This window comes from Vibrio alfacsensis (assembly GCF_019670485.1).
Classification (GTDB): Bacteria; Pseudomonadota; Gammaproteobacteria; order Enterobacterales; family Vibrionaceae; genus Vibrio; species Vibrio alfacsensis.
In genome coordinates this window covers 1,180,056-1,205,860 of record NZ_AP024166.1, presented here as the reverse complement: position 1 = coordinate 1,205,860, position 25,805 = coordinate 1,180,056, and the positions used below count along the sequence as shown (strand labels likewise).

At 44.6% G+C, this 25,805-nt stretch carries 27 protein-coding genes; 15 read left to right on the top strand and 12 right to left on the bottom strand.

The features are described 5' to 3' along the window. Positions 1-72 precede the first annotated feature (72 nt). Positions 73-1,989, bottom strand: coding sequence for a molecular chaperone DnaK (gene dnaK, locus VA249_RS19955; protein ID WP_221070608.1), 1,917 nt, complete (start codon positions 1,987-1,989; stop codon positions 73-75). A 314-nt stretch (positions 1,990-2,303) separates the two neighbouring features. Beyond that, positions 2,304-2,723, bottom strand: a complete 420-nt coding sequence (locus VA249_RS19950; protein WP_221070606.1) for an Hsp20 family protein — start codon at positions 2,721-2,723, stop codon at positions 2,304-2,306. An 847-nt stretch (positions 2,724-3,570) separates the two neighbouring features. Between VA249_RS19950 and VA249_RS19945 the strand changes: the two genes are divergently transcribed. From VA249_RS19945 to VA249_RS19920, 6 genes are read left to right on the top strand one after another with little or no spacing between them, the layout of a single operon-like run. After that, the gene (locus tag VA249_RS19945; RefSeq protein ID WP_221070604.1) at positions 3,571-4,014 is read left to right on the top strand and encodes a PTS sugar transporter subunit IIA; all 444 of its coding nucleotides are present in this window, start codon (positions 3,571-3,573) and stop codon (positions 4,012-4,014) included. Positions 4,015-4,026: 12 nt separating this feature from the next. Beyond that, positions 4,027-5,448, top strand: a complete 1,422-nt coding sequence (locus VA249_RS19940) for a PTS mannitol transporter subunit IIBC (protein WP_275946578.1) — start codon at positions 4,027-4,029, stop codon at positions 5,446-5,448. Positions 5,449-5,495: 47 nt separating this feature from the next. Further along, positions 5,496-6,767 carry a zinc-binding dehydrogenase gene (locus tag VA249_RS19935; RefSeq protein WP_221070602.1) on the top strand — a complete coding sequence of 424 codons (1,272 nt, stop codon included), beginning with the start codon at positions 5,496-5,498 and terminating at the stop codon, positions 6,765-6,767. Between the two features lie 59 nt (positions 6,768-6,826). Then, positions 6,827-7,345 carry an MltR family transcriptional regulator gene (locus tag VA249_RS19930; protein WP_221070600.1) on the top strand — a complete coding sequence of 173 codons (519 nt, stop codon included), beginning with the start codon at positions 6,827-6,829 and terminating at the stop codon, positions 7,343-7,345. A 9-nt stretch (positions 7,346-7,354) separates the two neighbouring features. Further along, positions 7,355-8,089, top strand: coding sequence for a nucleoside/nucleotide kinase family protein (locus tag VA249_RS19925; protein ID WP_221070598.1), 735 nt, complete (start codon positions 7,355-7,357; stop codon positions 8,087-8,089). 26 nt (positions 8,090-8,115) lie between these two features. Then, positions 8,116-8,862, top strand: a complete 747-nt coding sequence (locus VA249_RS19920) for a phosphatase (protein WP_221070597.1) — start codon at positions 8,116-8,118, stop codon at positions 8,860-8,862. 135 nt (positions 8,863-8,997) lie between these two features. On the opposite strand, the gene VA249_RS19915 is transcribed toward VA249_RS19920, so the two are convergent. After that, positions 8,998-10,254, bottom strand: a complete 1,257-nt coding sequence (locus tag VA249_RS19915) for an adenylosuccinate synthase (protein ID WP_171305454.1) — start codon at positions 10,252-10,254, stop codon at positions 8,998-9,000. 107 nt (positions 10,255-10,361) lie between these two features. On the opposite strand from VA249_RS19915, the gene VA249_RS19910 reads away from it, so the two are divergent. The 3 genes from VA249_RS19910 (at position 10,362) to VA249_RS19900 (ending at position 12,159) form a co-directional block, all read left to right on the top strand. After that, positions 10,362-11,231, top strand: a complete 870-nt coding sequence (locus VA249_RS19910; RefSeq protein WP_221070595.1) for a LysR family transcriptional regulator — start codon at positions 10,362-10,364, stop codon at positions 11,229-11,231. 3 nt (positions 11,232-11,234) lie between these two features. Continuing rightward, positions 11,235-11,627 carry a ribosome recycling factor family protein gene (locus VA249_RS19905; protein WP_221070593.1) on the top strand — a complete coding sequence of 131 codons (393 nt, stop codon included), beginning with the start codon at positions 11,235-11,237 and terminating at the stop codon, positions 11,625-11,627. Positions 11,628-11,709: 82 nt separating this feature from the next. Next, on the top strand, positions 11,710-12,159 hold the full coding sequence (locus VA249_RS19900; protein ID WP_221070591.1) for a YHS domain-containing (seleno)protein: 450 nt from the start codon (positions 11,710-11,712) through the stop codon (positions 12,157-12,159). A 70-nt stretch (positions 12,160-12,229) separates the two neighbouring features. Here VA249_RS19900 and VA249_RS19895 read toward each other — a convergent pair whose 3' ends face one another. Next, entirely contained in the window at positions 12,230-12,751 is a 522-nt protein-coding gene (locus VA249_RS19895; RefSeq protein WP_221070589.1) for a DUF2058 domain-containing protein, read from the bottom strand. 200 nt (positions 12,752-12,951) lie between these two features. Between VA249_RS19895 and VA249_RS19890 the strand changes: the two genes are divergently transcribed. Both VA249_RS19890 and VA249_RS19885 read left to right on the top strand, forming a co-directional pair. Next, positions 12,952-13,338 carry a universal stress protein gene (locus tag VA249_RS19890; RefSeq protein ID WP_221070587.1) on the top strand — a complete coding sequence of 129 codons (387 nt, stop codon included), beginning with the start codon at positions 12,952-12,954 and terminating at the stop codon, positions 13,336-13,338. Positions 13,339-13,544: 206 nt separating this feature from the next. Continuing rightward, entirely contained in the window at positions 13,545-15,008 is a 1,464-nt protein-coding gene (locus VA249_RS19885; RefSeq protein WP_221070585.1) for a glutathione synthase, read from the top strand. Positions 15,009-15,159: 151 nt separating this feature from the next. Here the strand turns inward: VA249_RS19885 and VA249_RS19880 are convergent, their stop codons facing one another. The 3 genes from VA249_RS19880 to VA249_RS19870 all read right to left on the bottom strand — a co-directional run bounded on the left by VA249_RS19880 (position 15,160) and on the right by VA249_RS19870 (position 18,043). Continuing rightward, positions 15,160-15,540 carry an MmcQ/YjbR family DNA-binding protein gene (locus VA249_RS19880; RefSeq protein ID WP_221070583.1) on the bottom strand — a complete coding sequence of 127 codons (381 nt, stop codon included), beginning with the start codon at positions 15,538-15,540 and terminating at the stop codon, positions 15,160-15,162. A gap of 64 nt (positions 15,541-15,604) precedes the next feature. After that, positions 15,605-16,183 (bottom strand): DJ-1/PfpI family protein, encoded by a 579-nt coding sequence (locus VA249_RS19875; RefSeq protein WP_221070581.1) that lies wholly within the window; start codon positions 16,181-16,183, stop codon positions 15,605-15,607. Positions 16,184-16,492: 309 nt separating this feature from the next. After that, entirely contained in the window at positions 16,493-18,043 is a 1,551-nt protein-coding gene (locus tag VA249_RS19870; RefSeq protein WP_221070578.1) for a DEAD/DEAH box helicase, read from the bottom strand. A gap of 253 nt (positions 18,044-18,296) precedes the next feature. Here VA249_RS19870 and VA249_RS19865 point away from each other — a divergent pair, with 253 nt between their 5' ends. Then, complete coding sequence (locus VA249_RS19865; protein WP_128813279.1) at positions 18,297-18,725, top strand: VOC family protein; 429 nt, start codon at positions 18,297-18,299, stop codon at positions 18,723-18,725. Between the two features lie 53 nt (positions 18,726-18,778). On the opposite strand, the gene VA249_RS19860 is transcribed toward VA249_RS19865, so the two are convergent. Next, on the bottom strand, positions 18,779-19,483 hold the full coding sequence (locus VA249_RS19860; RefSeq protein WP_221070576.1) for a lipoate--protein ligase family protein: 705 nt from the start codon (positions 19,481-19,483) through the stop codon (positions 18,779-18,781). Between the two features lie 144 nt (positions 19,484-19,627). Between VA249_RS19860 and VA249_RS19855 the strand changes: the two genes are divergently transcribed. After that, entirely contained in the window at positions 19,628-19,954 is a 327-nt protein-coding gene (locus VA249_RS19855) for a DUF4156 domain-containing protein (protein ID WP_128813277.1), read from the top strand. Positions 19,955-20,031: 77 nt separating this feature from the next. Here the strand turns inward: VA249_RS19855 and VA249_RS19850 are convergent, their stop codons facing one another. The 3 genes from VA249_RS19850 to VA249_RS19840 form a co-directional block, all read right to left on the bottom strand. Next, positions 20,032-21,060: a hypothetical protein gene (locus VA249_RS19850; RefSeq protein WP_221070574.1), complete on the bottom strand. Its 1,029-nt coding sequence runs from the start codon at positions 21,058-21,060 to the stop codon at positions 20,032-20,034. Positions 21,061-21,105: 45 nt separating this feature from the next. Then, positions 21,106-21,249 (bottom strand): hypothetical protein, encoded by a 144-nt coding sequence (locus VA249_RS19845; protein WP_221070573.1) that lies wholly within the window; start codon positions 21,247-21,249, stop codon positions 21,106-21,108. Positions 21,250-21,487: 238 nt separating this feature from the next. Further along, positions 21,488-22,636: an aminotransferase-like domain-containing protein gene (locus VA249_RS19840; RefSeq protein WP_221070571.1), complete on the bottom strand. Its 1,149-nt coding sequence runs from the start codon at positions 22,634-22,636 to the stop codon at positions 21,488-21,490. Between the two features lie 131 nt (positions 22,637-22,767). On the opposite strand from VA249_RS19840, the gene VA249_RS19835 reads away from it, so the two are divergent. Together VA249_RS19835 and VA249_RS19830 are read left to right on the top strand one after the other, a co-directional pair. Beyond that, complete coding sequence (locus tag VA249_RS19835) at positions 22,768-23,637, top strand: AraC family transcriptional regulator (RefSeq protein WP_221070569.1); 870 nt, start codon at positions 22,768-22,770, stop codon at positions 23,635-23,637. 91 nt (positions 23,638-23,728) lie between these two features. Beyond that, complete coding sequence (locus VA249_RS19830) at positions 23,729-24,643, top strand: LysR family transcriptional regulator (protein WP_221070567.1); 915 nt, start codon at positions 23,729-23,731, stop codon at positions 24,641-24,643. A gap of 66 nt (positions 24,644-24,709) precedes the next feature. Here the strand turns inward: VA249_RS19830 and VA249_RS19825 are convergent, their stop codons facing one another. Beyond that, complete coding sequence (locus VA249_RS19825) at positions 24,710-25,582, bottom strand: B12-binding domain-containing radical SAM protein (RefSeq protein WP_221070565.1); 873 nt, start codon at positions 25,580-25,582, stop codon at positions 24,710-24,712. Positions 25,583-25,805 lie beyond the last annotated feature (223 nt).

Below are 25,805 nucleotides of genomic sequence, written 5' to 3'. Positions count from 1 at the left end.
AGAGTCACCCCAAACGCCCGCGCACAAAAGTTTTTAGACACTAGGCGACCATAAATCGCCTAGTTAGAAATATTATTTCTTGTCGTCTTTAACTTCTTCGAATTCCGCATCAACTACGTCGTCTTCTTTAGACTGTTGAGCATCAGCGTCAGCACCTTGTGCTTGTTGCGCTTGAGCTTGTTGTTGAGCGATTTCCATTAGCTTTTGAGCTGCCGTCATTAGCGCTTGAACTTTAGCGTCGATCGCTTCTTTGTCATCGCCTTTACGTGCAGTTTCTAGCTCAGAGATAGCTGCTTCAATCTTCTCTTTCTCTTCAGCAGGTAGTGCTTCACCCGCTTCTTCTACTTGCTTACGAGTACCGTGAATCATTTGGTCAGCTTGGTTACGTGCAGCAGCTAGCTCTTCGAACTTCTTGTCCGCTTCTTTGTTCGCTTCTGCTTCTTGAACCATTTTCTCGATGTCTTCGTCGCTTAGACCGCCAGAAGCTTGGATAGTGATCTTCTGCTCTTTGCCAGTCTGCTTGTCTTTCGCTGAAACGTGTAGGATACCATCCGCATCTAGGTCGAAAGTCACTTCGATTTGTGGCATACCACGTGGTGCAGCTTGGATACCTTCTAGGTTGAATTGACCTAGAGATTTGTTGAAAGACGCTTGCTTACGCTCACCTTGAAGAACGTGGATAGTTACCGCGCTCTGGTTGTCTTCTGCTGTAGAGAAAACTTGGTTCGCTTTCGTTGGGATAGTCGTATTTTTCTCAACTAACTTAGTCATTACGCCGCCCATTGTCTCGATACCTAGAGACAGTGGAGTAACGTCTAGTAGAAGTACGTCTTTCACGTCACCCGCAAGAACACCACCTTGAACTGCAGCACCCATTGCTACTGCTTCATCAGGGTTTACGTCGCGGCGAGCTTCTTTACCAAAGAACTCAGCAACCTTCGCCTGAACCATAGGCATACGAGTCTGACCACCCACTAGGATTACGTCAGTGATGTCGTTTACAGATAGGTCAGCGTCAGCTAGAGCAACTTTTAGTGGCTCAAGAGAACGTTGTACTAGGTCTTCAACTAGAGATTCTAGTTTCGCACGCGTCACTTTCACGTTCATGTGCTTAGGGCCCGTCGCGTCTGCAGTCACGTAAGGTAGGTTTACGTCAGTTTGAGAAGTAGAAGAAAGCTCGATTTTCGCTTTTTCTGCTGCTTCTTTAACACGTTGCATTGCGAGTGGATCGTTCTTAAGGTTGATGCCTTGCTCTTTTTGGAACTCGTCTACTAGGTAGTTGATTAGACGTGTATCAAAGTCTTCACCACCAAGGTGAGTGTCACCGTTCGTTGCTAGAACTTCGAATGTTTTCTCGCCTTCAACTTCATCGATTTCGATGATAGAGATATCGAATGTACCACCACCGAGGTCGTATACCGCGATAGTGCGGTCGCCGCCTTTCTTGTCTAGACCGTATGCTAGAGCAGCCGCTGTTGGTTCGTTGATGATACGTTTAACTTCTAGACCTGCGATACGGCCAGCGTCTTTTGTTGCTTGACGCTGTGCATCGTTAAAGTAAGCAGGAACGGTGATAACAGCACCAGTTACTTCCTCACCTAGGAAGTCTTCAGCCGTTTTCTTCATTTTTTTCAGGATTTCAGCTGAAACTTGAGGAGCCGCCATTTTTTGGCCTTGTGCTTCTACCCAAGCGTCACCATTGTCAGCCTTAACGATTTTGTAAGGCATGATTTCGATATCACGCTGAACTTCTTCGTCTTCAAAACGACGACCAATAAGACGCTTAATTGCAAATAGCGTGTTCGTTGGGTTAGTTACTGCTTGGCGTTTTGCAGGTTGACCTACTAGCGTTTCACCGTCGGTGTATGCAACAACCGATGCAGTGGTGCGCTCACCCTCTGCGTTTTCAATGACACGTGGTTTGTCGCCGTCTAGCACTGCTACACAAGAGTTAGTTGTACCTAAGTCGATACCAATGATTTTACCCATAATAATTACCTCTGTACTTTGCATTAGTTATTTTAATGCAAAGTCTTTAAAATTCGATGTTGTTTTCTAAGAACATAACATGCATTTTTGTCGCTGTTATGCTTTGCCTCAATCAAATAAATGAGTTCAGTGTTTGCCGCTAAACAGGTGATGTTATGGTTTTGCACCGTAGTGTGAACTTTAACCATCTTATTTTTATCTGGGTTAAAGTCGCATCTCTTTACCACATCGTGTGGTTAGCTAGGTTTAACGGCAAATTGAAACTATTTGCTTCTTGAAACTAACGGTTACTTGAAACTAATAGTTACTTGAAGCTATTTGCTGATGGAAATCTTACGCGCTTGCATTGCTTCCGGAACTTCTCGGATGAGATCAATGTGCAGCAATCCATTTTCCAAACTTGCTGCAGTGACAGTCACGTAATCAGCCAGTTGGAACTTGCGTTCAAAGTTGCGCTCAGCAATACCTTGATAAACGTAAGTTGGTTTGGTTTCAGAGGCTTGAATTTCGCCTGAAACGATCAGCATGTTTTCATTTTGAGTGAGCGTTAGTGCATCTTCAGAAAAGCCGGCAACTGCCATAGTGATTCGGTAGTTGTTCTCGTCTTTTTGTTCGATGTTGTATGGTGGGTAACCATTTGTTGATGATTTTTTTGCGTTGCTTTCTACAAGATTTAGCAGACGATCAAAACCAATGGCATGACGGTATAGGGGAGAAATATCTACATTACGCATAATACTATCCTTTCAATAAGCAATAGTTCTCAACACATAAGATGCTGAGATCGAACTCATACTCTTTAAACCCCCTAGGGTTAGATTAGACATACGGTTCAACGGTTAATAATCGGAATGAAAAGCACAAAACATCATAGAGATGAGGTTGTGAGGCATTCCTGTTTGATCACTGTGATATTCCCTATATAAGGCGAATACAGTCATCAACGAACTCCATTTGGCAGTTCGTGTAATCAATATATTCTTCCGAAATTTCCTTGTCAATAGCTCCATTAGAAAAAATAACATGAAATTACGTTTAATGATCGCTGAACAGGACCAATTTTTTCATCGAAGTTGTGGTTCCTTTTTGAGTTATCGGCGTATTAGGGACCACAAAACATCTTAATGACTCCACTAGGTATCATGAATCCAAAACGGTAGGCGAAATCAGCGGAACGGACAGTCGCTTCTAATGAAACTAAGCAACGTTCCGATTTCTTTTCGCAAACAAGTGTGACGATTATCCCTATTTTCAACTCATAGGTATCGAATTAGAGAAAAATGAAGTTTGAAATTAGTCACGATAAATATGGCGTCAATGGCCTTAATGTGATCAAGATTTCATTTTTAGTATTTATGAAAATGTCCGATTAGGTGCTGACGTTCAAGTTATACCTATTGACATGTTGCTGAAAGAAAATTTGTTGCTAACTTTCTTTGTCTATTTTTGAGCTACGTTCATTAAAACAAATTGACAGCCATTTAATTGTGATTTGTTGCACAAAAGAGGCGTGCTTGCGCGGTTCTACGACTCTTATTGATAATTAACCCATCGATACCGAACTGTTGATAGGGTTTAAAAATGCTGTATGAATTAATCGACCACGAACTAGTAGATGTTATTAATGACCGCGCTTACCAATGGCAAGACGCAGTTAAAAAGACAACGCAATACCTAGAAGACAAAGGTTACGTTTCTCAGCAATACGCGGATGCCATCATCCAATCGACCGAAGAAAATGGTCCTTACTATGTGTTGTGCCCTGGACTGGCGATGCCACATGCTCGCCCTGAAACCGGTGTCCTAAAAACGGGCTTGGGCATTCATATTTTCCCTTCACCAGTTGATTTTGGTTCGGACCTTGGTCCTGCCAACATTCTAATTACCCTAGCTGCAAAAGACTCTGATACCCACATTGAGGTGATTCAAGCGCTGAGCGAGATGTTTGTGGACGAAGAGAACATTGGAAAACTGGCACAAGCTTCATCTAAGGAACAAGTGCTAGACATAATAAAAGCATACTAAAAGGAACATAACGTGAAAGCAAACATGCGAGCCAATGTGCAAGCCTTCGGGGGTCATTTGACCGCCATGGTGCTGCCAAATATCGGAGCCTTCATCGCTTGGGGCTTTATTACTGCACTCTTTATCCCAACAGGTTGGATGCCAAACGAAGCGTTTGGAGAACTCGTTGGCCCAATGATCACTTACTTATTACCACTGTTGATCGGTTATACCGGCGGTCAGATTGTTGGTGATAAACGCGGCGCGGTAGCCGGTGCCATCGGTACCATGGGTGTTATCGTTGGTGCGGACATCCCAATGTTCGTCGGCGCGATGATCATGGGCCCACTCAGCGCTTGGGTTGTGGTGCAAATGGATAAGCGAATCCAACACCGTATTCCTTCTGGTTTTGAGATGGTGGTGAACAACTTCTCACTGGGTATTGTGGGCATGATTCTGTGTCTGTTCGCCTACGAGATTGTTGGTCCTGCGGTAACGGCGGCAAACTTGTTTGTTAAATCAGGCATCGAAGCTTTGGTTGCAACGGGATTCCTTCCTCTACTTGCGATCATCAACGAACCTGCGAAAGTGCTGTTCCTCAACAACGCCATCGACCAAGGGATTTATTACCCATTAGGTCTGCAGGCGGCCGCTGAAACAGGCAAATCCATCTTCTTTATGGTGGCATCTAACCCAGGTCCAGGTCTTGGTATGCTGCTGGCTTACGCGAAGTTTGGTCAAGGTCTGTCTAAACGCTCTGCACCAAGTGCCATCATTATTCACTTCTTCGGCGGTATTCATGAACTGTACTTCCCGTACGTGTTAATGAAACCAATCATGATCGTGGCAATGATTGCAGGCGCGGCGACAGGTATCGCAACGTTCAACCTATTAGATGCTGGTTTGGTGGCAGGTCCAAGTCCTGGCTCAATCTTCTCTTACCTAGCACTCACACCGAAAGGCAGTTTCCTAGCGACCATCGCAGGTGTCACAACAGCAACGATTGTCTCTTTCCTTGTCGCAAGTGCGATTCTGAAGATGAGCAAAACAGAGGACAAAGAAGACGAGTTTGAACAATCTGTTTCTGATATGAAAGACATGAAAGCAGAAGGTGTAATCAAACCAGTTGCTGCTGCAACGCAAGAAGTCAACAAACCAATTGCATTTATCGCATTCGCTTGTGATGCGGGTATGGGCTCAAGTGCGATGGGGGCTTCAACTTTCAAACGCAAGTTAGTTCAAGCCGGAATTGATATTGAAGTGAAGAACTTTGCTATCGAAAAAGTCCCAAGTGACGCCGACATTGTCGTGACACACGAAAGCTTAGAAAGTCGAGCCATTAAAGCAACAGGCTTGCCAGTGGTAACGATTAAGAACTTCCTCAATGACCCAGCGCTCAATGAGCTAATGGATACGATTAAGCAACAAGCGGTCGCGACTGAGCAACCAGCCTAACAATGCAGTATGGGGTGGTACTCACCACCCCATTTAGGAGAGAAATCATGGTACAAACAACGGCAGCGGTTATCTGTGGCGAGAAAGACGTTCAACTAAGAACTTTCGATTTGCCTAGCATTTCAGCCGATGAACTTCTGGTTAAAAACATTTCAAACAGCATTTGCCTGTCCACTTACAAAGCGGCATTGTTAGGTAGCAAACACAAACGCGTGCCTGAGAACATTGATGAAGTGCCAGTGATGACGGGTCATGAATATGCAGGTGTGATTGTTGAAGTCGGTGAGAACCTAAAAGATCAATACAAAGTAGGTGATTACTTTGTATTGCAACCTGCAATGGGTTTATCCACTGGTTACTCGGCGGGTTACAGCTACGAAACCTTTGGCGGTAACGCAACGTATTCCATCATTCCGAAAATCGCTATCGACTTAGGCTGTGTGCTGCCTTACCACGGTGATTACTTTGCCGATGCGTCTTTGGCTGAACCAATGTCATGCATCATCGGAGCTTACCATGCTAGTTACCACACTACGCAATACGTGTACGAGCACGATATGGGCATCAAAGAGGGCGGAGCGTTAGCGCTGCTAGCTTGTGCTGGCCCAATGGGGATTGGGGCGATTGACTACGCGATTAACGGCCCGGTGAAGCCAAAACTGATTGTGGTCACAGACATTGACGCTGCACGCTTAGACCGAGCAGAGTGTTTAATTCCGGTTGAGAAAGCAAAAGAGCAGGGCGTTGAACTGCACTACGTGAATACCGCTCAAGTGGATGATCCTGTGACTTACCTGAAAGCGCTGAATGATGGCAAAGGCTACGACGATGTGATGGTGTATGCAGCAGTATCGCAAGTGCTAGAACAAGCCGATGAATTGCTAGGTAATGATGGTTGCCTAAACTTCTTCGCAGGCCCTACCGATAAGAACTTCAAAGTACCGTTTAACTTTTACAACGTGCATTATGAATCAACGCACATTGTGGGCACGTCTGGCGGCTCGACCGGTGACATGGTGGAATCCATCGACTTGTCTTCACAAGGTAAGATCAACCCATCTTTCATGATCACCCACGTTGGTGGTCTACAAGCTGCGCCCCATACGATTTTGAATCAGTTGGATATTCCGGGGGGTAAGAAGTTGATTTACCCACACATTGACCTGCCATTGACCGCGATTGATGATTTCTTATCGTTGGCAGACCAAGACCCGTTCTTCGCCGAATTAGACGCAATTTTGAACGCTAATAACTATGTGTGGAACGCACATGCAGAAAAAGCGTTACTTGAGTTTTATGACGTGAGCTTAACGGTTTAGTTGCAACGAATTTGTGTGGTAGCCTTTGCGCTGCCACATAATGGAGAGGTCATAATACGTTGTCACGTGAAGACGAATTACTGGAGAAACTGGACGAGTGCGAAAATGCCACTGCGTTTCTTCAGGTTTCTAACAAAATAATTAACCTCAAGTTAAAAGCATTACTTCCGAGCGTGTTCGTCCAAGACGATCTAGTGAAGGAGTATGCTGTGGATCCTTTATTGAAAGACGATGGTCCGTTGGTGACGACCGATGTGGTATCAAAGCTGATGTTTGCGATGGGCAAAATCTCTTTGGAAACATATGCCGATATCGGATTGTACGATCAGGTGTTGGAGTACGTGGTTACTCAGCCGGAGAAAGTTGAATTCGTGGATGACGTGATCTACGACTTCATCAAGAACCAAGCGGCACTCTCTTCTCAGCAAGACTGCTTTTATCTTGAGTCGATCAATCAGCTTAAATTCTCTTCGTTTGAGTCCTTTTCGCAGATGAGATACGAATCTCTTATCAAAACAGTGTTGAAGCTGTCGTGTGAAATGTTGCTAGAAAGAATCGAAGGGGAGATCAATCAATAAGGGTTCACCATGAAAGTGAATTTAAACGTCAGTGGTTTTGAAACCGAAGCTACCTTTCCTGAAGCCGACGTAAAACGTATCCATCAACCTCTTATCGAAAAATTTACCCGTCTGTATCATGAGAAACAGGAGCGCATTGTGGTGTTCTTGTGTGCCCCTCCAGGCAGCGGAAAGTCTACGCTAGCAGCCTTTTGGGAATATTTATCAGAACAAGATGAAAACCAAGAGCCACTTCAGGTTCTGCCTTTTGATGGTTTCCACTATCCGAACGAAATCCTCGACAGCAACACCATTGAACGTAATGGCGAAATTGTCCCGCTGCGCAGCATTAAAGGCTCATACGAGACGTTCAATCTCACTGAGCTTATCGACAAGCTGAAACAACTTAAAGTGAAAGATAGCAAATGGCCTTACTACGATCGCAATTTGCATGATCCGGTTGATGATGCCATTCAAGTGAACCGCAACATTGTCGTCGTCGAGGGCAACTGGTTGTTACTTGATGAACCGGTATGGAAAGAACTGCATCGCTTGGCCGATTTTACGGTGTTTATTGATACCCAAGCGGAGTATCTACAAGAGCGCTTGGTTAATCGAAAAATCCGTGGCGGTACAGATCCAGATGCCGCATTGGAGTTCTACTTGCGCTCTGATGCCGTCAATGTTGATAAAGTGCTGAATCATTCGATTCCCGCTGACTTATCCCTGTTTCTCAATCAAAACGGTTCGTTCGAAATTCGATAGTTCGTCCACAATCCCAGGAGGCCACCATGGATATCGTGATTGATAGCCACACCCATACTATTGCCAGTGGACACGCTTACAGCACCATTGTTGAAAATGCATTAGCAGCGAAGAATAAGGGGCTAAAACTTCTTTGTACTACCGATCATGCTCCCGAGATGCCAGGAGCCCCTCACTACTGGTATTTCAACAATCAAAGAATTTTGCCCCGCTTTTTACACGATGTAGGTATTCTCCGTGGCGTCGAAGCCAATACGCTGAATGTAAGAGGAGAGATTGACTTACCGCCATCTTCGGATCAACACCTTGACTGGGTTATTGCGAGCTTTCACGAGCCAGTTTTCAAGCCTGCAACCGAAGCTGAGCATACTGCTGCCCTGATAAATGCGATTAAAAGCGGCAGAGTGGATGTTCTGGGCCACTTGGGCAATCCGAACTATCCATTCGATATGGAGCAGGTGTTGCGCTGTGCAAAAGATCACAATGTTGCAATTGAAGTTAACAATACATCTTTGACAGGCAAAAGCCGCAAGGGCAGTGATTCCCGTTGTGATCGCATTATCGAGCTCGGCAAAGAGATTGGCGTTTACTTCAGTACAGGGTCGGATGCTCACTTCTGTGAAGAGATCTCCAAGTTAGATTTGGCGATTGCTTTGCTGGAAAAACATGGTGTTGAAGAAGAGAAGATACTCACTACGTCGACGAGCCGATTCTTGAACTTCTTATTGCTGAGAGGTAAGGGGAGAATCTCGGAGTTTGACGCTCTCTACTGAGAGATGGGAGGGGGAGTTTACGTTTTCTTGATTAAAATACAAAAAAAGCGGCTTTACCCCGGAAAAGATAAAAGCCGCTTGCTAATATAACCAAGCACTTACTGTAACTTGGATATAGACGTGTTACTCCACGTCTTAGCGCATAATCATTTGTTCACGACCAGGACCAACCGATACCATTTTCACTGGTACACCCATTAGTTCTTCAATACGCAGAACGTATTTTTGTGCCGCAACTGGTAGCTCTTCGAATTTACGACAACCAGTAATGTCTTCGCTCCAGCTTTCCATCTTCTCGTAGATTGGTGCTAGTGCAGCCGTTTGAGGCCAAATTGGGTTTTCGCTGTGCTCGCCTTCGTAACCAACACAGATTTTTAGATCTTTAAGACCCGTTAGACAGTCCACTTTGGTCAGTGCGATTTCAGTCGCTGCTTGAAGCTCTACGCCGTTCTTCGTTGCTACTGCATCAAAGTAACCCATGTCACGTGGGCGACCTGTTGTTGCGCCGAATTCACCTGCTAGTTCACGGAATGCATCTTGCTCTTCCATTGCAGTGATTAGCGTACCAGTACCTACTGATGAGCTGAACGCTTTTGCTACTGCAATAACACGCTCTGGACGCAGAGCAGGAAGACCACTACCGATACCAGCGTACATAGACACAACGTTTGAAGAGGTTGTCCATGGGTACTCACCGTAAACAAGGTCACGGCCCGCACCTAACTGTGCTTCGAACAGTAGAGTTTGGTCTTTTGCTTGCAGCTCTTTTAGTGGAAGCGTTACGTTGCAGATAGCATCACGCCAAGGTGCAGATACTTCTAGCAACCAGTTCGCCATTTCTTCAGCGGTTTGTTCGAATTCGAACGTTGGGTAAAGGGCACGTAGCTGTGGAAGTTTCCAGTCCATCCAGAACTTGATGCGTTCTACTAGAACTTCTGGTTGTTTCAACCAACCAACTAGGATGCCTTTTTTCATCACACGGTCGCCGTATGCAGGTGCAATACCTTGACGAGTTGAACCGTATGCTTTGTCGCCTAAGCGTTGTTCTTCTAGCGTATCTTCTAGTGCGTGTAGAGGTAGACACAGTGTTGCGCGATCAGAGATGCACATCTTCACTTTAACGCCCGCTTCTTCAACTTCCGCAATCTCCTGAGACAGCGACGCAGGGCTGATAACCATACCCGGACCTAAAACTGCCAAACAGTCAGGGTTGAAAACGCCACTTGGTAGCTGGTGTAGCTTAAACGTACCTAGGTCGTTAACTACGGTGTGACCCGCGTTGTTACCACCTTGGAAACGAATGCTTGCAGAAGCTTGCTCTGCCAAAAAGTCAACGATGCGGCCTTTGCCTTCATCACCCCAGTTTGCACCCACAACAACGATAGACGACATAATTCATTCTCCAATAACAGACCGGAAAATCTTAGGATGCTCGCATTAATAAGAGAAATTAATTATACTCATTAACTTGATAAGAAAGTCATATCGGGTAATTTTCTATGTTGGATTTGAACTGGTTACGTACGTTTGTCACCTTGGCAGAGGTAAAACATTTCGGAAAAACAGCGATTGAACTGCACATGACACAGCCAAATGTCAGTCTTCACATCAAGCAGTTAGAACAAGCCACTCGTACCAAGTTGATTGAAAGGAACCCAGTACAATTGACTCAGGCCGGTAAGCGATTATTAGACACTGCCGAGCACATGCTGAATGAGCTGCAAATCTGCCAATCTGATCTCAATGCGATTAATGAACTGACGCAAGGTACGCTCTCGATTGCGGCGAGCGATATTGTGTCACGCCTACTACTTATCAAACCTTTTCAGCATTTTAAAAGTGAATATCCAGGCATTGACTTAGCACTGTTCAACACCACTTCATCGCAAGCGGTGGATTTGGTAAAAAGTGCTCGTGCTGACATCGGCTTTGTGATTGCGCAGAAAGAGAGTCAACCGTTGCACTTTACGTCGCTAACCCAAATTCATTGGTGTGCTTTCGGTGATAACATCTTCGATTGGCGAGATAACAGCAAGGAGAACCAAACACTGATCTTGCTCGGTCACGATACCCGAACGCGTGAGTTGATTGACGCGTCTCTGCCAGAGCTCAATCTTCCTAAATATAGAGTGATGGAAGTCGGAAGTGTGGAAGCACAAATTGACTGGGCGGAGGCCGGTTTTGGAACCGCGATTGTGCCTGACTTCTCCCTCGACCCAAGGCTCAAACTCTCACGAGAAGTGACGCCATTACCCAGCTTCCCCAACACCGATTTTGGCTACATCGTGCGCCAAAATCAGGTGTTGTCTAAAGCGGCCAAACAGCTTTTAAAATGGGTTGCAGAGAACGTGTCGGTGGTAGAGGTTTAACTTATGGGCGATACGTTTATCACCATCCCATTGCCATCTTTGATTCACCGAATCGGTGGTGAACAGGCTAAGCGAGCCAAAACAATCGCCGCTGAAAAAAAGTGCGGACTGAAGCGCATTCGACGTTCGCGAAACTGGCAAATTGCAGGTGAGGCATTGGATTTGAAAGCATTTCTCGATCATATCAAAGCTCAAGAGTCAGAGCCGATGCGTTTTATGATCACCAAACTAGAAAGTGGTCTCGCCAAACACAGCGATAAGCTTGAACCTTTGGAGGCTAAGCTTATTCGATTAGTCATGGAGAATCCTAACATTACTTTGGCGGAGTTGATGTCGGAAACAAACTGCACTATTTCACAAGCGCGAACCGCACGCTTTGAGGCAGAGATGTTTTAGTCTGAAAGTTTCTTTTAAATTTACCTTTCTATACTGGTAGCGATTGATTATTCGAATCAAGTGACACTGAGAGGGAAACGTTATGAAGTTGATATTGAAACTGTGTAGTGCATTTTTCATTTGGGGAAGTTTGATGCTTCCTGCTTTTGCCCTTGACCCGGTGTACAGTGATTTTTTCGGCAAAGCGATTCGTGGTTACGACCCTGTTGCTTACTTCACTCAATCAAAACCAGTCAAAGGTGATAGCGATTTCACTTACCGTTGGAATGATGCCAAATGGTACTTTTCATCGGTTGAAAACCGAGATGCGTTTGAGAAAAATCCTGAAAAATTCGCACCTCAATATGGAGGTTATTGTGCTTGGGCGGTCAGTAAAGGTTACACGGCGAAGATCGATCCTAACGCTTGGTCAATTGAGGGCGGTAAACTCTATCTCAACTACAGCAAATCTGTGCAAGCAACGTGGGAGGAAGACATTCCTGGTAATATTGCTAGCGCTGATAAAAATTGGCCGAACTTGCTGATTGAATAGTTCGGTTTACTGCTAACAAAAAAACCGCGATGTTGCGGTTTTTTCAATTCGTTTTTTCCTAAGTGGATCCTTACCACATCAAATCGTCTGGTACGACGAAATCTGCGTATGGGTCATCTTCAGCTGGAATGTCTGCTTCTGGTTCTTTTTGATCAATGATCATTGATTCGTCACGCTGCGCAATTTTGCTCGCGACAGGGCGTGGAATCACAACGTAGCTCTCGCCCATAATAGCAATCGCTAAGATACCTTTGATCAACTGCTCACGAGTCATTGAATCGACATATAGCGACTTAACTAACGTACCGTGTGTAAAGTTGTATTTAATGTCGCCATCTTTCAAATCGATCTTATTGTTTTCAATCAATTGAATGATCTGTGCTTTGATCTCTTTATTCAAGCGCTCAGCGTTTTGCTGCTCACTTAACTGCTTGTCACGCTCCAACTGCTGGCGTTTGTTTTCTTCTACCGCCGCTTTTACTTCGCGTGCTTGAACACGTGATTTCTTAGAGCCTTTCTTGGCTTTCTTTAGTTTCTTCTCGTTAACCAAGCCAGCTTTTAGCATCTGTTCTTGAAGGGTTAGTTTTGCCATGATTTATCCAGTTTATGCGCAATTTCCTGCATTTTAACCAGTCACACGCGGCAAAGAAAGAGGCATCGCGTATCCCGGTGCTAGACTTATACTCATATACACCCAACGAACCTTAAGATGCTTGGTTCAGTTGGGCAGATTTGAGCAAAGACATAACGTAGGAACAATCAAAGTCGGTGAACAAAACAAAGGAGAGCGCAATGAGTTACAAACACATTTTGGTGGCGGTTGACTTGTCACAGTCTAGCCGACAGGTGATTGATAGAGCAATTGCCATTGCCAAAGGAACAGACTGCACGATGTCGTTGGCCTTTGTTGACGTTGATCGAGTGATATTAGAGCCAAAAGAAGAACGGACATTGAATACACAGCTCACAACCTTAGCCGAGCAGAGCGATTACCCAATTACTAATGCGATGGTTATGGTGGGCGATCTTCACATAAAGCTCGCTGGCATCGTCAAAGAGAAAGGCATTGATCTTGTTGTTTGTGGGCATCATCACAAAGTGTTTAGTCGGATGTTTTCTCCCGTGCCGAAACTCGCTAATGCAATAGAGGCCGATTTACTCGTGGTATATTTGCCTTGAAGTGAGTTACCTTGAAGCGAGTTACTTTGAAGCGAGTTACTTTGAAGCAAATAACCTTGAGGCAATTTACTTTCGAGCCATTTACCTAAAAGCCATTTACCTTGGAGTCATTTAGAAATTATTCCGGAATAAAAATAAATTTCGTCGTCTTTTGGAAAGTTCGTTCGTCTGATGTAGATTACAGCAAACTTTAAAGTAGTTAACGTATGAAAACTTCAGAAAATCGAATCATTCCTCAACAGGTTGTAGAAGACATTTGTGAATGGGCCATCATGCACGGCGTCGCATTCCGTCAACCTGATAATACGGCGAAGCACTGCCCTTTTAGCATTGCACCGATGAGCATTGAACGCTCTGTGTTTGAACATCTAAAAAACGTCACACCGCTCATCGCTAAACTGATTAGTCATGTCTCTGAAGACCATGATTTCTTGCAGCAGTCATTAGCGCATATGGAAAAGTCCGAACCTCTATTCGAGCGCTTGATGGCATTGCACAGAGAGGTGCACGGCGATTCAAAAAACCGAGTGACTCCGGCGAGACAGCCTTTGTTATTAATGCGAACAGACTTTATGGACGATCGTGAACTTGGTGCAAAAGTGATCGAGTTCAATGGTATCGCGGCGGGTATGGCTCCGTTTGGTCAGCGTGCGGCAGAGTTGCATCAGTTCATGCAAACTCAATGGAATCATGTGTACCAAGCTTGGTTAGAAGACAAAACCGCGACGCCTTTAGAAAACGCCGGTATGGAACAACTGGCGTTGGGCATTGCGACGGCGGCGAAAAGCGTTAAGGCCCATTTTAATGACGGTGGAAAACCGACGTTCTTGATGGTCGTTCAGAAAAATGAAGATAACGTGTATGACCAACATCTGCTAGAAGTCGAACTGCAAAAGCTTGGTGTCCGCACAGTAAGACGTACCTTTGAGCAACTGAGCACGCAGCTCTATTCTGGTGAGCATCAACGTTTAATGCTCGATAATATCGGTGGACTTGATGTGGTGTATTTACGTGCCGGTTATCAGTTCATGGACTACTTCTCTCCAGAATTGAACGAGCCGATTTGCTGTCATACCTTAAGTCAAACTCGATTATTTATGGAGCAGCATTATGTTGCGATGAATGCGACCATCAGTCAGCAATTGGCGACCAGTAAATCGATGCAGATGTTGTTGACTATGATGCCCGCAGAGGAATATGAGCGTTGGGGCTTGAACCTTGAAGAAGCGTTAGCCGTGAAAAGCGTACTTGCCGAGATGAAGCCTGTAAATGCAGATACAATTGCGTGGTTTGGGACATCAGCAAATATTGATCATTGGGTGCTAAAAAACCAAGGTGAGGGCGGTGGCCATTGTGTGTTTGGTAAGGACATTAGCAAACAACTGAGTCAGTTGTCCGAAGAGGAGTACAATGCGTGGGCACTTATGCAGCGTCTCTATCCTCATGAGCGCGATGTTCCAACCATTGCAATTCGAGATGCACAGCAAACGCTAGTGTCAGATTTAGTGAGTGAAATAGGCTTATTTACGGCGCACTATCAAGGAAAACCCGTCACAGAATTGGATGGGTATGCTGGCTATCTAATTCGCAGTAAGCCTGCAAGTGAAAATGAGGGCGGGATCCACAGCGGAAAAGGGATTTTAGACTCCTTAGTGTTGGTGGATGGGTAGTACAAAGCGCCGAGTTTTAGTTTGGGTTCGGAATCTATACCCGAATAACATCAGTGTATAGAAGTTGGCGCGGCGAGAGCTCTATTATCGCCGCGTTGCAAGCTAAGTCACTTTCCCTGTCATAGCTTAGGTTATCCCAAGTGGACGTTATTTATCGCTTGGGTTCTAATTCGATATCAATGCCCAACTCTTGCCGTTTACGCTTACTGAGTCCAAGAGCAACCAATCGGTAAGATTCTGATAAATAGTATTTTAAATCGTCATCTAACTTGCCCGTTGTGTCTGTTTGCTGAATCCATTTCATCCCGCGACTCGCAAAATAGGGGGCTGGAATATATCCCTCATGGTCACTGAGAAAATCAAAATTCAAAGGTGACGTTTTAAAAGTAAAAGCAGGCTGTTTATCTTTACTCCAACCCCCAATCGCAAAGACCTTACCGCCAACTTTCCATACGTGTGCATCTCCCCATTGCACGACATGGGAGGTCGCAGCAAACGAACCACAAAATTGATTAAACTCTTCATATCTCATAGATGACCCTCGGCGATGGCTCATTGTTAAAGTGATTATTGTTAAACTCAAAAGGCGAATCTGGTTATACACACGTTTGCCAACGATACTCCATTTGATGAGCGACCCGCTCTGCGAGGTTTTGGCTATGCAGCTGTGATACCAAAAACAAACTCATATCTATACCAGCAGAGATGCCTCCAGATGTAGTGTACTTTCCGGAGGTGACCCAGCGTTCGTTATCAACGACATGTAAGTCACGAAAACACTCTGTTAAATCAGGAATATCCTCCCAATGGGTTGTGACCGTCAACCCTTTGAGTAAGCCCGCACTGGCTAGGATAAAAGCTCCAGTACACACAGATGCAACACGTGCTGCTGTCGGTTCAACGGACTGTATCCAGTTTAGTACTCTTGTATTGTGCATTTGTTCAGTGTGTACTCCTCCAACAATGATCAGGAGATCAATGTGAGGGTGATTGAAGATGGAGTAGTGAGGTAGAACACGAAAGTCCCCCCTCGCTGTAACGGGGTTTAACGTTTCTGATACAAAAAACACATTCCAGTCGTTTTGACTGATACGTTTTGCCGTGCTGAAAACTTCAAAGGGGCCAGAAAAATCGAGCACTTCCGCCTGATCATAGATATAGATTCCAATGTTCATAACACTTCCTTGTTGTCATTCACTGCTGGCATAACAATATTCACAGCTGCCAAAGCAATACTCACCGATCATATAGACATGAGACGTCCAATCATCTTGAAGTGAACCAAGTGTAGTATCAAGCTGTAAAGATGGCCTTAATGTCACTGCTCGCATTTTTGTGAGCGGCTGAACGGTTGGGTGAGTCTTTGAGTTTTTAGTCTCTAGGTATTTAAGCATTTAAGTATTTGAGAGTGCTTAGAGCATAAAAAAACCGCCGAAGCTGTCGGCGGTTCTATTTAACGATTTAGCTTAGCCAACGTTGGCTAATTAGTTTGCAGCTTGTGGACGTGGCTTACGACGCTGTCCTGACGGCTTATTACCTGCTGGCTTACCGCTATTAGGTTTACGGTTGCCAGACGGCTTCCCGTTAGCGGCTGGCTTGCCGCTATTTGGTTTATTACCGTTACTTGGCTTACTGCCATTAGTCGGCCTATTGCCGCTAGGTTTGCCATTTGAGCGAGCTTGACCATCGCGGCTTGCTTTTGGTTTGCTTGCGCCACCTTGATTCGCACCCGCTTTATTGCCTTTGTTTTCACCGTTGAAGCGGCGTTTAGGTTTGTTTGAATCGTTAGACGCTTTTTTCTCTGAGTGCTGAGCGTTATCACCTTGCGCTTTTGGCTTCTTAGGTTTTTTGGGTTTCTTCGGCTTGATAGGGCGAGTATCTAGCTTCGATTCAGGCAATACGTTTGTTGGTAGGTATCCTGCTAGTTCTTTACGAGGCAGTACTTGTTGAATCAAACGTTCGATCGCAAACAACTCTGATGCTTCAAGTGCACACACTAATGAAATTGCTTGGCCTACTTCGCCAGCACGACCAGTACGACCGATACGGTGAACGTAGTCTTCTGCGACTTTTGGCAGTTCATAGTTTACAACCTGTGGAAGTTGAGGAATATCGATACCACGAGCCGCAATGTCTGTCGCAACTAGAACGCGGATTTCACCTGATTTGAAATCCGCCAATGCTTTGGTACGTGCGCCTTGGCTCTTGTTGCCATGAATCGCAGCTGCGGTGATTTTCTCATCAATCAGGAACTTCGCTAAGCGGTTTGCGCCATGCTTAGTTTTGGTGAATACCAGAACTTGCTTCCAGTCACCGTCTTTGATCAGTTTTACTAACATCGGCGCTTTTTTCTTCACGTCTGATGGATAGATCGACTGTTCAACCGTTCTTGCTGTTGAGTTGGCAGGGTTAACCGAAATCTCTACCGGGTTGTTCACTAAGCCTTTCGCAAGGTCACGGATCTCGTTTGAGAATGTCGCTGAGAACAGTAGGTTTTGACGTTGCTTTGGCAGCAAATCTAAGATTTTACGAATGTCACGGATAAAGCCCATATCTAGCATACGGTCCGCTTCATCAAGAACCAGCACTTCCAGTTGGTCAAATTTAACCGCGTTCTGGTTATAAAGGTCCATCAAACGGCCTGGTGTCGCAACCAGTACGTCAGCACCTTTGCGAAGACGCAACATCTGTGGGTTGATTTTCACACCACCAAACACAACAGCACTGTTTATGTCTAGGTGACGGCTGTACATGAATACGTTCTCTTGAACCTGCGCAGCAAGCTCACGAGTTGGAGTTAGGATCAATGCACGAATGTGATTGCTACGAACGCGAGGGCCATTTGACAGGCGTTCAAGAATCGGTAGCGTGAAGCCCGCAGTTTTACCCGTACCCGTCTGCGCTGCTGCCATGACGTCTTTCCCTTCCAATACTGCTGGAATCGCTTGAGCCTGAATTGGCGAAGGGGTGTCGTAGCCTTTTTCCTGAATAGCTTTAAGGATTGGAGCAGATAGACCTAACGAGGTAAAACCCATATGTTTGATTCTCAATTGTCGAGTTAGATAACAAAGGCGTCGATTTTATGAACGACGCGAAAAGTGCGACATTCTGAGGCTTTTGGCCGTCGGCTTCAACTATTTCTGTCACTGATGAATATTTGATGTGGATCTCATTTCTTATCAACGTAAAAAAATTGGCTCTTTACCTCAAGTTAACTTGAGGTTTTAGAATGTTTAGCAAGCAAAAGGAAAAACACAACGAACAGTGAAATTAACAAGGAATACCGTTATGAAAAATTATGTTGAACACGCCAATATTTCCGTCGTCGATGCACGCAAAACCATTGAATTCTTAGTGACAGCAATCCCTGATTGGAAAGTGAGAGGCGAGGGCAAAGTGGATGACTGGTTTGGACGCCCAATTGAATGGTTCCATGTGGGTGATGAACATTCCTATATTGCTATTTCGGATGGTGGCGAGGGCAATGCAAACCATTGGACAACACATTTTACCGGGGTGAAACACTTGGGTATTGTCGTTCCAGATGTCGAAAGAGTGATATCACGCTTGGCGGAGATTGGCTACCATTTGGATCATCGAGGACCAGAGCACCCACATCGCAAGAATGTATACTATCTCGAAGATCATGGGATGCAGTTCGAATTCATTGAGTATTTCTCAGAAGATAACCGTAAGCGTAACGATTACACCCAGTAGTTGAGCGTGATAGTGAAGAGCAAAAAGACATCTTGCTCTTCATTATCAAGTTATCATGTTACGTGATCTAAAAATGCTTGGGTTAATTGCTGGAACAAGGCGTCCACAGTTGGCCTTTCTTTTATATGATCAAATAAGGGCGTATGAACCTCGCCACGGATGTCAGTATCATGGTTAGACAGGCGATTGCAGAGTTGAACCGGCTGGACGATTTCTTCCACATTGGCATCTATCAAAATACAAGCTTGTGCAAGAATCACTTTCTCTCCACCTTTTTTGAGCAATACACGCTGGGCTGTACCGACCACCTTTTGCCCATTGATGTTAAGGTTATAGTCACCGTCACAGTAAGAGTTTGCTGTGGCATGCACATCAACATCGACACCAAGCTGTTTAAAAAATGTGGTTAATACAGAACACAAACTCAGATAGGCTTTTTTAATGTCATACGCTTGGCCCTCTGGCCAAAGGTAAATGTGTGAAAGATTTACAATCCCCGGTACTTGAGGCACCGGTGCGCCGCCTGTTTTACGAGAAAATAATTTCCAATTTGCACGTTCAAGCGCTTGTTTTAGTTCTTCGCTTTCCGGCCATTTTTTCCCTGCTGGAAGAACCAGTGTCGGACTTTTTACTTGCCATAATAATAGGGCCTGAGAAAGTTGATCAGTTTGGACAAGCTTGATCAGTTCGTCTTCTTTATTAAATACATCAGCCACTTCTGTTGCTTGATAGCGAATCAGTTTGTTTTTAGAAACCAAATTCCGTCCCTCTTTTCAGCGTACTGTTTAGTTTTACCCTAATTCGCAAACAAATACCTATCTAAACAATTAAAATAATTTGTTGGTCATTGCCGGTGCGATAAATAGAATCCGCAAACACTTTAATTCTAAGGCGATGAAATTATGAAAAAGTTAATGACTGGTGCAGCATTAGCAATGTTATTAACTGGCTGTGTGACGTTCCCAACACAAGAATCTGAACAAGTAAAAGTGATTTGGGATGACGTAAACACTATCGCAAACTGTCAGCATTTAGGTACCGTAATGGGATCAGAGGGTCACTTTTATGATTACTGGTTACACGCAGACAAAGATATGGTTTGGGGTACATTAAACCAAATGCGTATTAAAGCGGCAGATTTAGGTGCAGATACTTTGTACTTGTATGAGCCTCTAGGGTTCTCTAGTTCAGTGACTATGTTCGCAAACGCGTATAAGTGTCAGAACTAACTAATAACTAATAAAAAAGCAGACGATAAAAAGTCTGCTTTTTTATGTCCAAAGCGCCGACACCGCAGTTCAAGCTTCTAGTTTACGCTAGCGGTGGCCATTGCGACGTTATCGGTAAATGAAAGTGTAAATGCATCGTCAGTGCTCAACGCTTTTGCTGGAAATTTTAAGCTAAGCTCTGATTCTGGTGAAACTTCAGATCGGATGCTGGTGATGAATTGACGAGATTCTCCAGGTGCAATGGTCAATGTAGATCCATTGCCAGAACCAATTTCAGCAATGCCTACAGTGATCAAATCATTTCCTTTATCATCGACTAAGTTCAATAGTGACTCCGATTTATAGACCAGTTTCCCTTGTTGAGTCTGATAGGCTCTAAAGGTATTAAAATTGGGCTGAAGTTCTCCCTCTGTACCTAGATTCGTTACTGAGAATGTGACGTTAGCGCCGTCGAATTTTTCGATTTTAACTAGCACATTTGGATCTTGATATCGTGCCGCAGCGGCAGCAACAGCCAGCTCCTCTTGCCTTTGTTGTTCGCGTATTGCTTCCTCTTCTTTTACTTTTTCTTCCGCTGCACGAGTTTTCGCCATGTTGTAAGATTCATCAGCCATAGCGAGTAGGGCTGGAATAGAGAAAGCAGCGAGCCCCTCTAAGTGGTCAAAGTCGATTTTGGCATGGGTCGTTAAGGTATTGGTAGAAAATTGGCAATGACCGTCGATTAAACTGACAAATGCAATTTCAAATGTGCCTTGCAGTTTACTCACCTCAAGCCCAGCTTTTTCAAGGTTAGCGCGTACCTGTGCTATTTCCTCGGGTGTTTTATTGGGTAATGGACCATTGGGTGATACGTCGTTTGCGACAGAGACCAGAGCTTCGGTCACAAATGGATTGTCTTCGGTTGGGACAACGGTGGTGACCAAATTGGATATTGTAATGTCTTCACCTAGAAGAACCGTCATTTTTTGAGACACCGCCGTTTTGTTACCAGCGAGGACATCGCTACAATTGGGCGTCTTGCCTGCATGGGCAGAAGTGACAGCAACGAGTGAAAGAATGGAGGACAAGCCAGAGATGACGAGTCCTTTCGATGTGCGGTTGTTCATCTTGATAACCCCTCTGTAAAAGTTTGCGTGTCAGCCAACGTCTAGTCATAAACCAAAGATTGGATCAATAGCATTCAGAATGGTTGTATCTGTCCTCGCAACGTTCATCTCTTCAAAACCGTTTGCCAATATTCCACTTTCTACTTTCATTCGTGTTAAGCCCTCACGAGCAAAAGTATTTGAATTCACAGATGAAGCGTCAAGGTTGATGCCTTTTTCTGAAAGATAGTCATAACTTTTCTAAGCTTCAAATTTGTGATTGAGATCTATTTTTCATGAAAGGCGAAGGTTTAAGAAAAAACAGTGACTTAACCTAGAGAGTTGATTTAGAGAGAAAAAAATAAATTTTTGGGGAACTTTTTTGACACGCTGCCTTTGATACTTAATTTGTGTCTCAAAGGCAGGTTATTGGAAAGACTGAACTTTATTATAGTGCGTTTAATACATCGGCTAAGCGAGTAACCGCGGTGGTGAGTTCTTCGGTGGTGGCATTAGTGAAGTTTAAACGCAAGGCGGCTTTTGCTTTCGAACCCTCAGGGTAGAAAACGGGACTTGGGACCACCGCAACGCCATTGGCTAACAGTGATTTGGCCAATTCGAACGTGTCGCACTCTGGGATCTCGACCCAAACGAACATGCCACCATTCACGGGCTTTAATAGGCAGCTTGCTGGTAGCTGTTTTTGAAGCTCTGTGAACATCACATCATAGCGCGACTTGTACAGTTCACAAATGGTCGTGATGTGAGTAGAAAAGTTATCGTGCTGAAGCAGACCGAACAACAGCGCTTGCATCGGTACGCTAGAGTGTAAATCCGCGCCTTGTTTAATTTTGATGAGTGGTTCTAGGTAGCTGCATTTCCCTGTGACCACCCCAATACGTAAACCTGGTGAGGCAATCTTAGAAAAAGAGCGCAATACTATCGAGTGTTGTGGGCAGAAATCAGAGACCAACGGCAGCGCTTTACCTGAAAATCGCAGTTCACGGTAAGGTGCATCTTCAATCAGTGCCACATCATATTGAATGCAAAGCTCTGCGACTTTCTGACGCGTTTCTAGTGCCCAACAGACGCCCGTAGGATTATGGAAATCAGGCACAGCGTAGAACATTTTAGGTTTCTGTGTTGCAAAGCATTGCTCTAGCTCTTCAAGGTTTGGGCCGAACTCGGTTTGAGATACGGTCACAATCTCTGCTTGAACCAATCCAAAGACTTGCATTGCACCTAGATAGCTTGGCGCCTCCATGACGACTTTATCACCCGGGTTCACATAGGCGCGGGCAATTAAGTCCAGACCTTGTTGTGAGCCTGTTGTGATCATCGCGATATGCGAATCTGGCAGTTGATAGTATTGGCCGAGAAACTCAAGAAGTGGGGCATACCCCGCCGTTGAGCCGTATTGGAAAACCTCTGGCATGTTGGCAAGGTTTTCTAGCGTTGGCTTCATCAGTTCGATTGGGAAGGTTTTTTCGTCCGGTAAGCCGCCAGCAAGCGAGATGACATTCTTATCGCTCGCGGCCGCAAGGATTTCTCGGATATAAGAGGATTTTACTTGCTGTAGTGACTTTGCAATTTCCATGTGCTGTGTTTCTCGTATTTTATCATTTTGATTTTTATTCGTTTGATAGTACATGGTGATTGCTTAGTTTTGTGTGTCCATTTATGCTGTTAAATATGTCCATTTATGCTATTTAGGTGTCATATCACGCCATGAGCCAGCAGCAAGTATCCAGAATTAATGATGTTTTGTTTTATATTCACCAAGATATTAGTCGTGAATTGTCGGCAAAAGAGTTAGCTGAGGTCGCCGCGTATTCTGAACAGCACTTCCATCGGATATTTAAGGAAGTCGTGGGAGAGTCGATTCATCAATATATTCGTCGAACTCGCATGGAGTATGCTGCGAACCAGCTAATGTTTGATACTAAATCGTCGGTGCTAGATATCGCGAATAAGTGTGGCTTTAGTTCGGTGTCTTCATTCAGTCGAGCTTTTAAAGCCACTTTTGAACTCTCACCGGGGGCATGGCGAAAACACGATTTACATGTGGCGGAAAAACCCTATCTGAAAGACCCAGAAGTGGCCGCTGGGTATCATCGAGTTGCAAAGCGAACGTTACCAGAACCTAAAATTATCGAAGTCCCTCAGCGATTTGCGGCATATGTAAGGCATGAGGGTTATAACCGTTCAATTCGAAATGCGTGGCTGGTACTGAAAGCCTGGGCCAGTGCTGAAAACCGCGATTTTTCTGTGCAATTTGGGCTTCATCATTCCAATCCGGCATGGGTAGAGCTCGATAAATGCAGATACGTTGCTTGTATGGCGATCGATAAACCTCTCAAATATCGAGGTGTGGTGAATCAAATGACCATTCCTGGAGGGCTTCATGCCGTGTTCCATTTAACAGGTGTGTATGGAGAACTGCTGCCACAGATCAGCATGGTGCTTGAAAAGTGGTTACCGAATTCGGGTTTTAAGCAGCGTTCAACGCCAGCATACGTTCATTACCAACAAAATCACTTTTTAAATCATGAAGAAAGGTTTGAATTAGACTTTTACCTGCCTATCAGTTTCTTTTAAATCATTTTGCTTTGGTGGTGATTATTTACTATGTTCTCAGATTAAAATGCCCAGCAATGGCGTGATATTTTATAGATTGAGTTGAAAATAAATGAACATAGAACATCTAAAGCTTTTCGTCCGCTTGGCATCGACCCACAACATTAGTATGGCAGGGCAAGAGCTAGGTTTATCTCCTGCTGTTGCCAGTGCACACATTAATAAACTCGAAGAGGGGTTAGGTGTACGTTTAGTTCATCGAACCACGCGTAAAGTGTCATTGACGGAAGAGGGGCAGGCATTCTTGCCGCATGCTGAAGAAGTATTAGCGACTGTAGAGGCAGCTCGAGGTGCTGTCGGCGTTGGCCACAATTCACCAACAGGAACACTCAGAGTGACGGCTCCTGCTTCATTTGGTCGTCTTCATCTTGTTCCGGCATTGAAAGGGTTTATGGAAGCTTACCCAGAGTTGACAGTGGATTTTCGTTTTTCTGATTCGATCATTGATATGGTGGAAGGCGGCTTTGATGTCGCAATTCGCTTAGCGGAATTAAAGGACTCAACCTTGGTAGCACGGAAACTTGCTCCAGATCGCCGTATTATGGTGGCTTCACCGAAATATTTGGAAGAACATGGCACGCCGCAGACACCTCAAGATCTCGCCAAGCATAAATGTGTGACACTCATGGGGTTAGATAATTGGGTGTTTGAAACGCCGGAGGGACAATATGCGCTCCGAGCTTCAGGGCGTTTTCGAACGGATAACGGTGATGCTATGCGTGATGCTTGTATTGATGGGCTTGGTGTCACGATCAACTCGATTTGGAGCGTCTATAAACAGTTGCAAAAAGGGGAGTTGGTCGAAATATTAGAAGATTACCCATTGGTGATGAATGCCAGTATTTGGGCGGTGTACCCGAGTTCACGCTTAATCGCCCCTAAAGTTCGTGCTTTTATCGATTACTTTGCGGAGTATTACGGCCAACCGCCTTATTGGGAAAGAGAGCTAGCAGCATCTGGAAAATAAACAAGAGCGCTTTCCAAACAGAAAGGGCTCTTAAGTTAGTGTGTTTATCTTAGTGACCAGGTATGCCTACCAAGAGAAAGTCTGAATGACGTTATCTTTTGCCATTGGGTTTGACGCTATCGCATGATTGATATTTTTCAAGAAATCTTCTCGCGAATCTAATAACCAACCTTTCTGTGGGACGAGGTTGTTGCCATGATCACCCCAATAGAACGTATCTATATTCAGATTTTCGAGTAGGTATTTTTCTTCCTCAAGAACCTGCAATTGTGTTGGCATGATGAACTCTCCATTTTTCACTTCTTGCTCCATCACGGTTCCAGGCTGAATGGCCAATGCCATCGGGGCAATTTGCTCTGGATTGATTTGGTTTAAGATGTCCGTTGTAGCAATGATGTGTTCACGCGAACGCTCTCGGCCACCTAAACCAAATATGAAAGACAACAAAACTTCAATGCCAGCTTCTTTTGCCATCGCCATTCCCTCAATCGCTTGCTCAGGAGACATACGCTTTTTGATGCGCTCTAATACAAGACGATCACCGGATTCAAGACCAGAGTAGGCCATATCGAGACCCGCATGTTTCAACTCTTTTAGTTCGGTAACGGTTTTACGGCGAAAATCGTTCAACCCACTGTAAAGGGAGATTTTTTTGCACTCTGGAAAAGTGGAGCGCAATTTGTCGAAGATCTTAAGCAAATAGTCAGTGCGCGCTGCCATTACATTCCCATCAATCAGGAAAATGGATTCGACATGCGGATAGATAACACGTGCTTCTTCAATATCCTTAATTACATCTTCAATTGGGCGCACTTTAAATCGTTTATCATCAAACATACTGCAAAATGTGCAGGTGTTAATGCTACAACCTAATGTGGTTTGGATAAGAATGCTACGGTATTCCGGCCATGGTCGGTAAACTTTGCCTTCAAAGTTCATAAATGGATCTCCAGTTGGATGCGGGATGAGTCGTTGTCATCATTCGCGAAAATTGGATAGGAAGTGGCCGCTCAATTTGCAGAACTTTCCGGTTACTGAAGAATATCAAGAGAACTATTTGTTGATAATTAGGCTCAATATCGAATGAGTTTTTAGTTTTTGTTGATAATTGATGTTGGTGAGGGTTACGAAAGGGAACAAACAAAAACACCCAGCCGAAGCT

What these genes read in the sequence shown, in the direction of transcription:
- VA249_RS19840 (WP_221070571.1), bottom strand. Translation starts at nt 22,636, where the DNA reads ATGGAAATTGCAAAGTCACTACAGCAAGTAAAATCCTCTTATATCCGA.
- VA249_RS19835 (WP_221070569.1), top strand. Translation starts at nt 22,768, where the DNA reads ATGAGCCAGCAGCAAGTATCCAGAATTAATGATGTTTTGTTTTATATT.
- VA249_RS19885 (WP_221070585.1), top strand. Translation starts at nt 13,545, where the DNA reads ATGAAAACTTCAGAAAATCGAATCATTCCTCAACAGGTTGTAGAAGAC.
- VA249_RS19865 (WP_128813279.1), top strand. Translation starts at nt 18,297, where the DNA reads ATGAAAAATTATGTTGAACACGCCAATATTTCCGTCGTCGATGCACGC.
- VA249_RS19925 (WP_221070598.1), top strand. Translation starts at nt 7,355, where the DNA reads ATGAAAGTGAATTTAAACGTCAGTGGTTTTGAAACCGAAGCTACCTTT.
- VA249_RS19830 (WP_221070567.1), top strand. Translation starts at nt 23,729, where the DNA reads ATGAACATAGAACATCTAAAGCTTTTCGTCCGCTTGGCATCGACCCAC.
- VA249_RS19825 (WP_221070565.1), bottom strand. Translation starts at nt 25,582, where the DNA reads ATGAACTTTGAAGGCAAAGTTTACCGACCATGGCCGGAATACCGTAGC.
- VA249_RS19945 (WP_221070604.1), top strand. Translation starts at nt 3,571, where the DNA reads ATGCTGTATGAATTAATCGACCACGAACTAGTAGATGTTATTAATGAC.
- dnaK (WP_221070608.1), bottom strand. Translation starts at nt 1,989, where the DNA reads ATGGGTAAAATCATTGGTATCGACTTAGGTACAACTAACTCTTGTGTA.
- VA249_RS19870 (WP_221070578.1), bottom strand. Translation starts at nt 18,043, where the DNA reads ATGGGTTTTACCTCGTTAGGTCTATCTGCTCCAATCCTTAAAGCTATT.
- VA249_RS19855 (WP_128813277.1), top strand. Translation starts at nt 19,628, where the DNA reads ATGAAAAAGTTAATGACTGGTGCAGCATTAGCAATGTTATTAACTGGC.
- VA249_RS19875 (WP_221070581.1), bottom strand. Translation starts at nt 16,183, where the DNA reads ATGAACATTGGAATCTATATCTATGATCAGGCGGAAGTGCTCGATTTT.
- VA249_RS19920 (WP_221070597.1), top strand. Translation starts at nt 8,116, where the DNA reads ATGGATATCGTGATTGATAGCCACACCCATACTATTGCCAGTGGACAC.
- VA249_RS19905 (WP_221070593.1), top strand. Translation starts at nt 11,235, where the DNA reads ATGGGCGATACGTTTATCACCATCCCATTGCCATCTTTGATTCACCGA.
- VA249_RS19910 (WP_221070595.1), top strand. Translation starts at nt 10,362, where the DNA reads ATGTTGGATTTGAACTGGTTACGTACGTTTGTCACCTTGGCAGAGGTA.
- VA249_RS19900 (WP_221070591.1), top strand. Translation starts at nt 11,710, where the DNA reads ATGAAGTTGATATTGAAACTGTGTAGTGCATTTTTCATTTGGGGAAGT.
- VA249_RS19890 (WP_221070587.1), top strand. Translation starts at nt 12,952, where the DNA reads ATGAGTTACAAACACATTTTGGTGGCGGTTGACTTGTCACAGTCTAGC.
- VA249_RS19895 (WP_221070589.1), bottom strand. Translation starts at nt 12,751, where the DNA reads ATGGCAAAACTAACCCTTCAAGAACAGATGCTAAAAGCTGGCTTGGTT.
- VA249_RS19915 (WP_171305454.1), bottom strand. Translation starts at nt 10,254, where the DNA reads ATGTCGTCTATCGTTGTTGTGGGTGCAAACTGGGGTGATGAAGGCAAA.
- VA249_RS19850 (WP_221070574.1), bottom strand. Translation starts at nt 21,060, where the DNA reads ATGAACAACCGCACATCGAAAGGACTCGTCATCTCTGGCTTGTCCTCC.
- VA249_RS19950 (WP_221070606.1), bottom strand. Translation starts at nt 2,723, where the DNA reads ATGCGTAATGTAGATATTTCTCCCCTATACCGTCATGCCATTGGTTTT.
- VA249_RS19880 (WP_221070583.1), bottom strand. Translation starts at nt 15,540, where the DNA reads ATGAGATATGAAGAGTTTAATCAATTTTGTGGTTCGTTTGCTGCGACC.
- VA249_RS19935 (WP_221070602.1), top strand. Translation starts at nt 5,496, where the DNA reads ATGGTACAAACAACGGCAGCGGTTATCTGTGGCGAGAAAGACGTTCAA.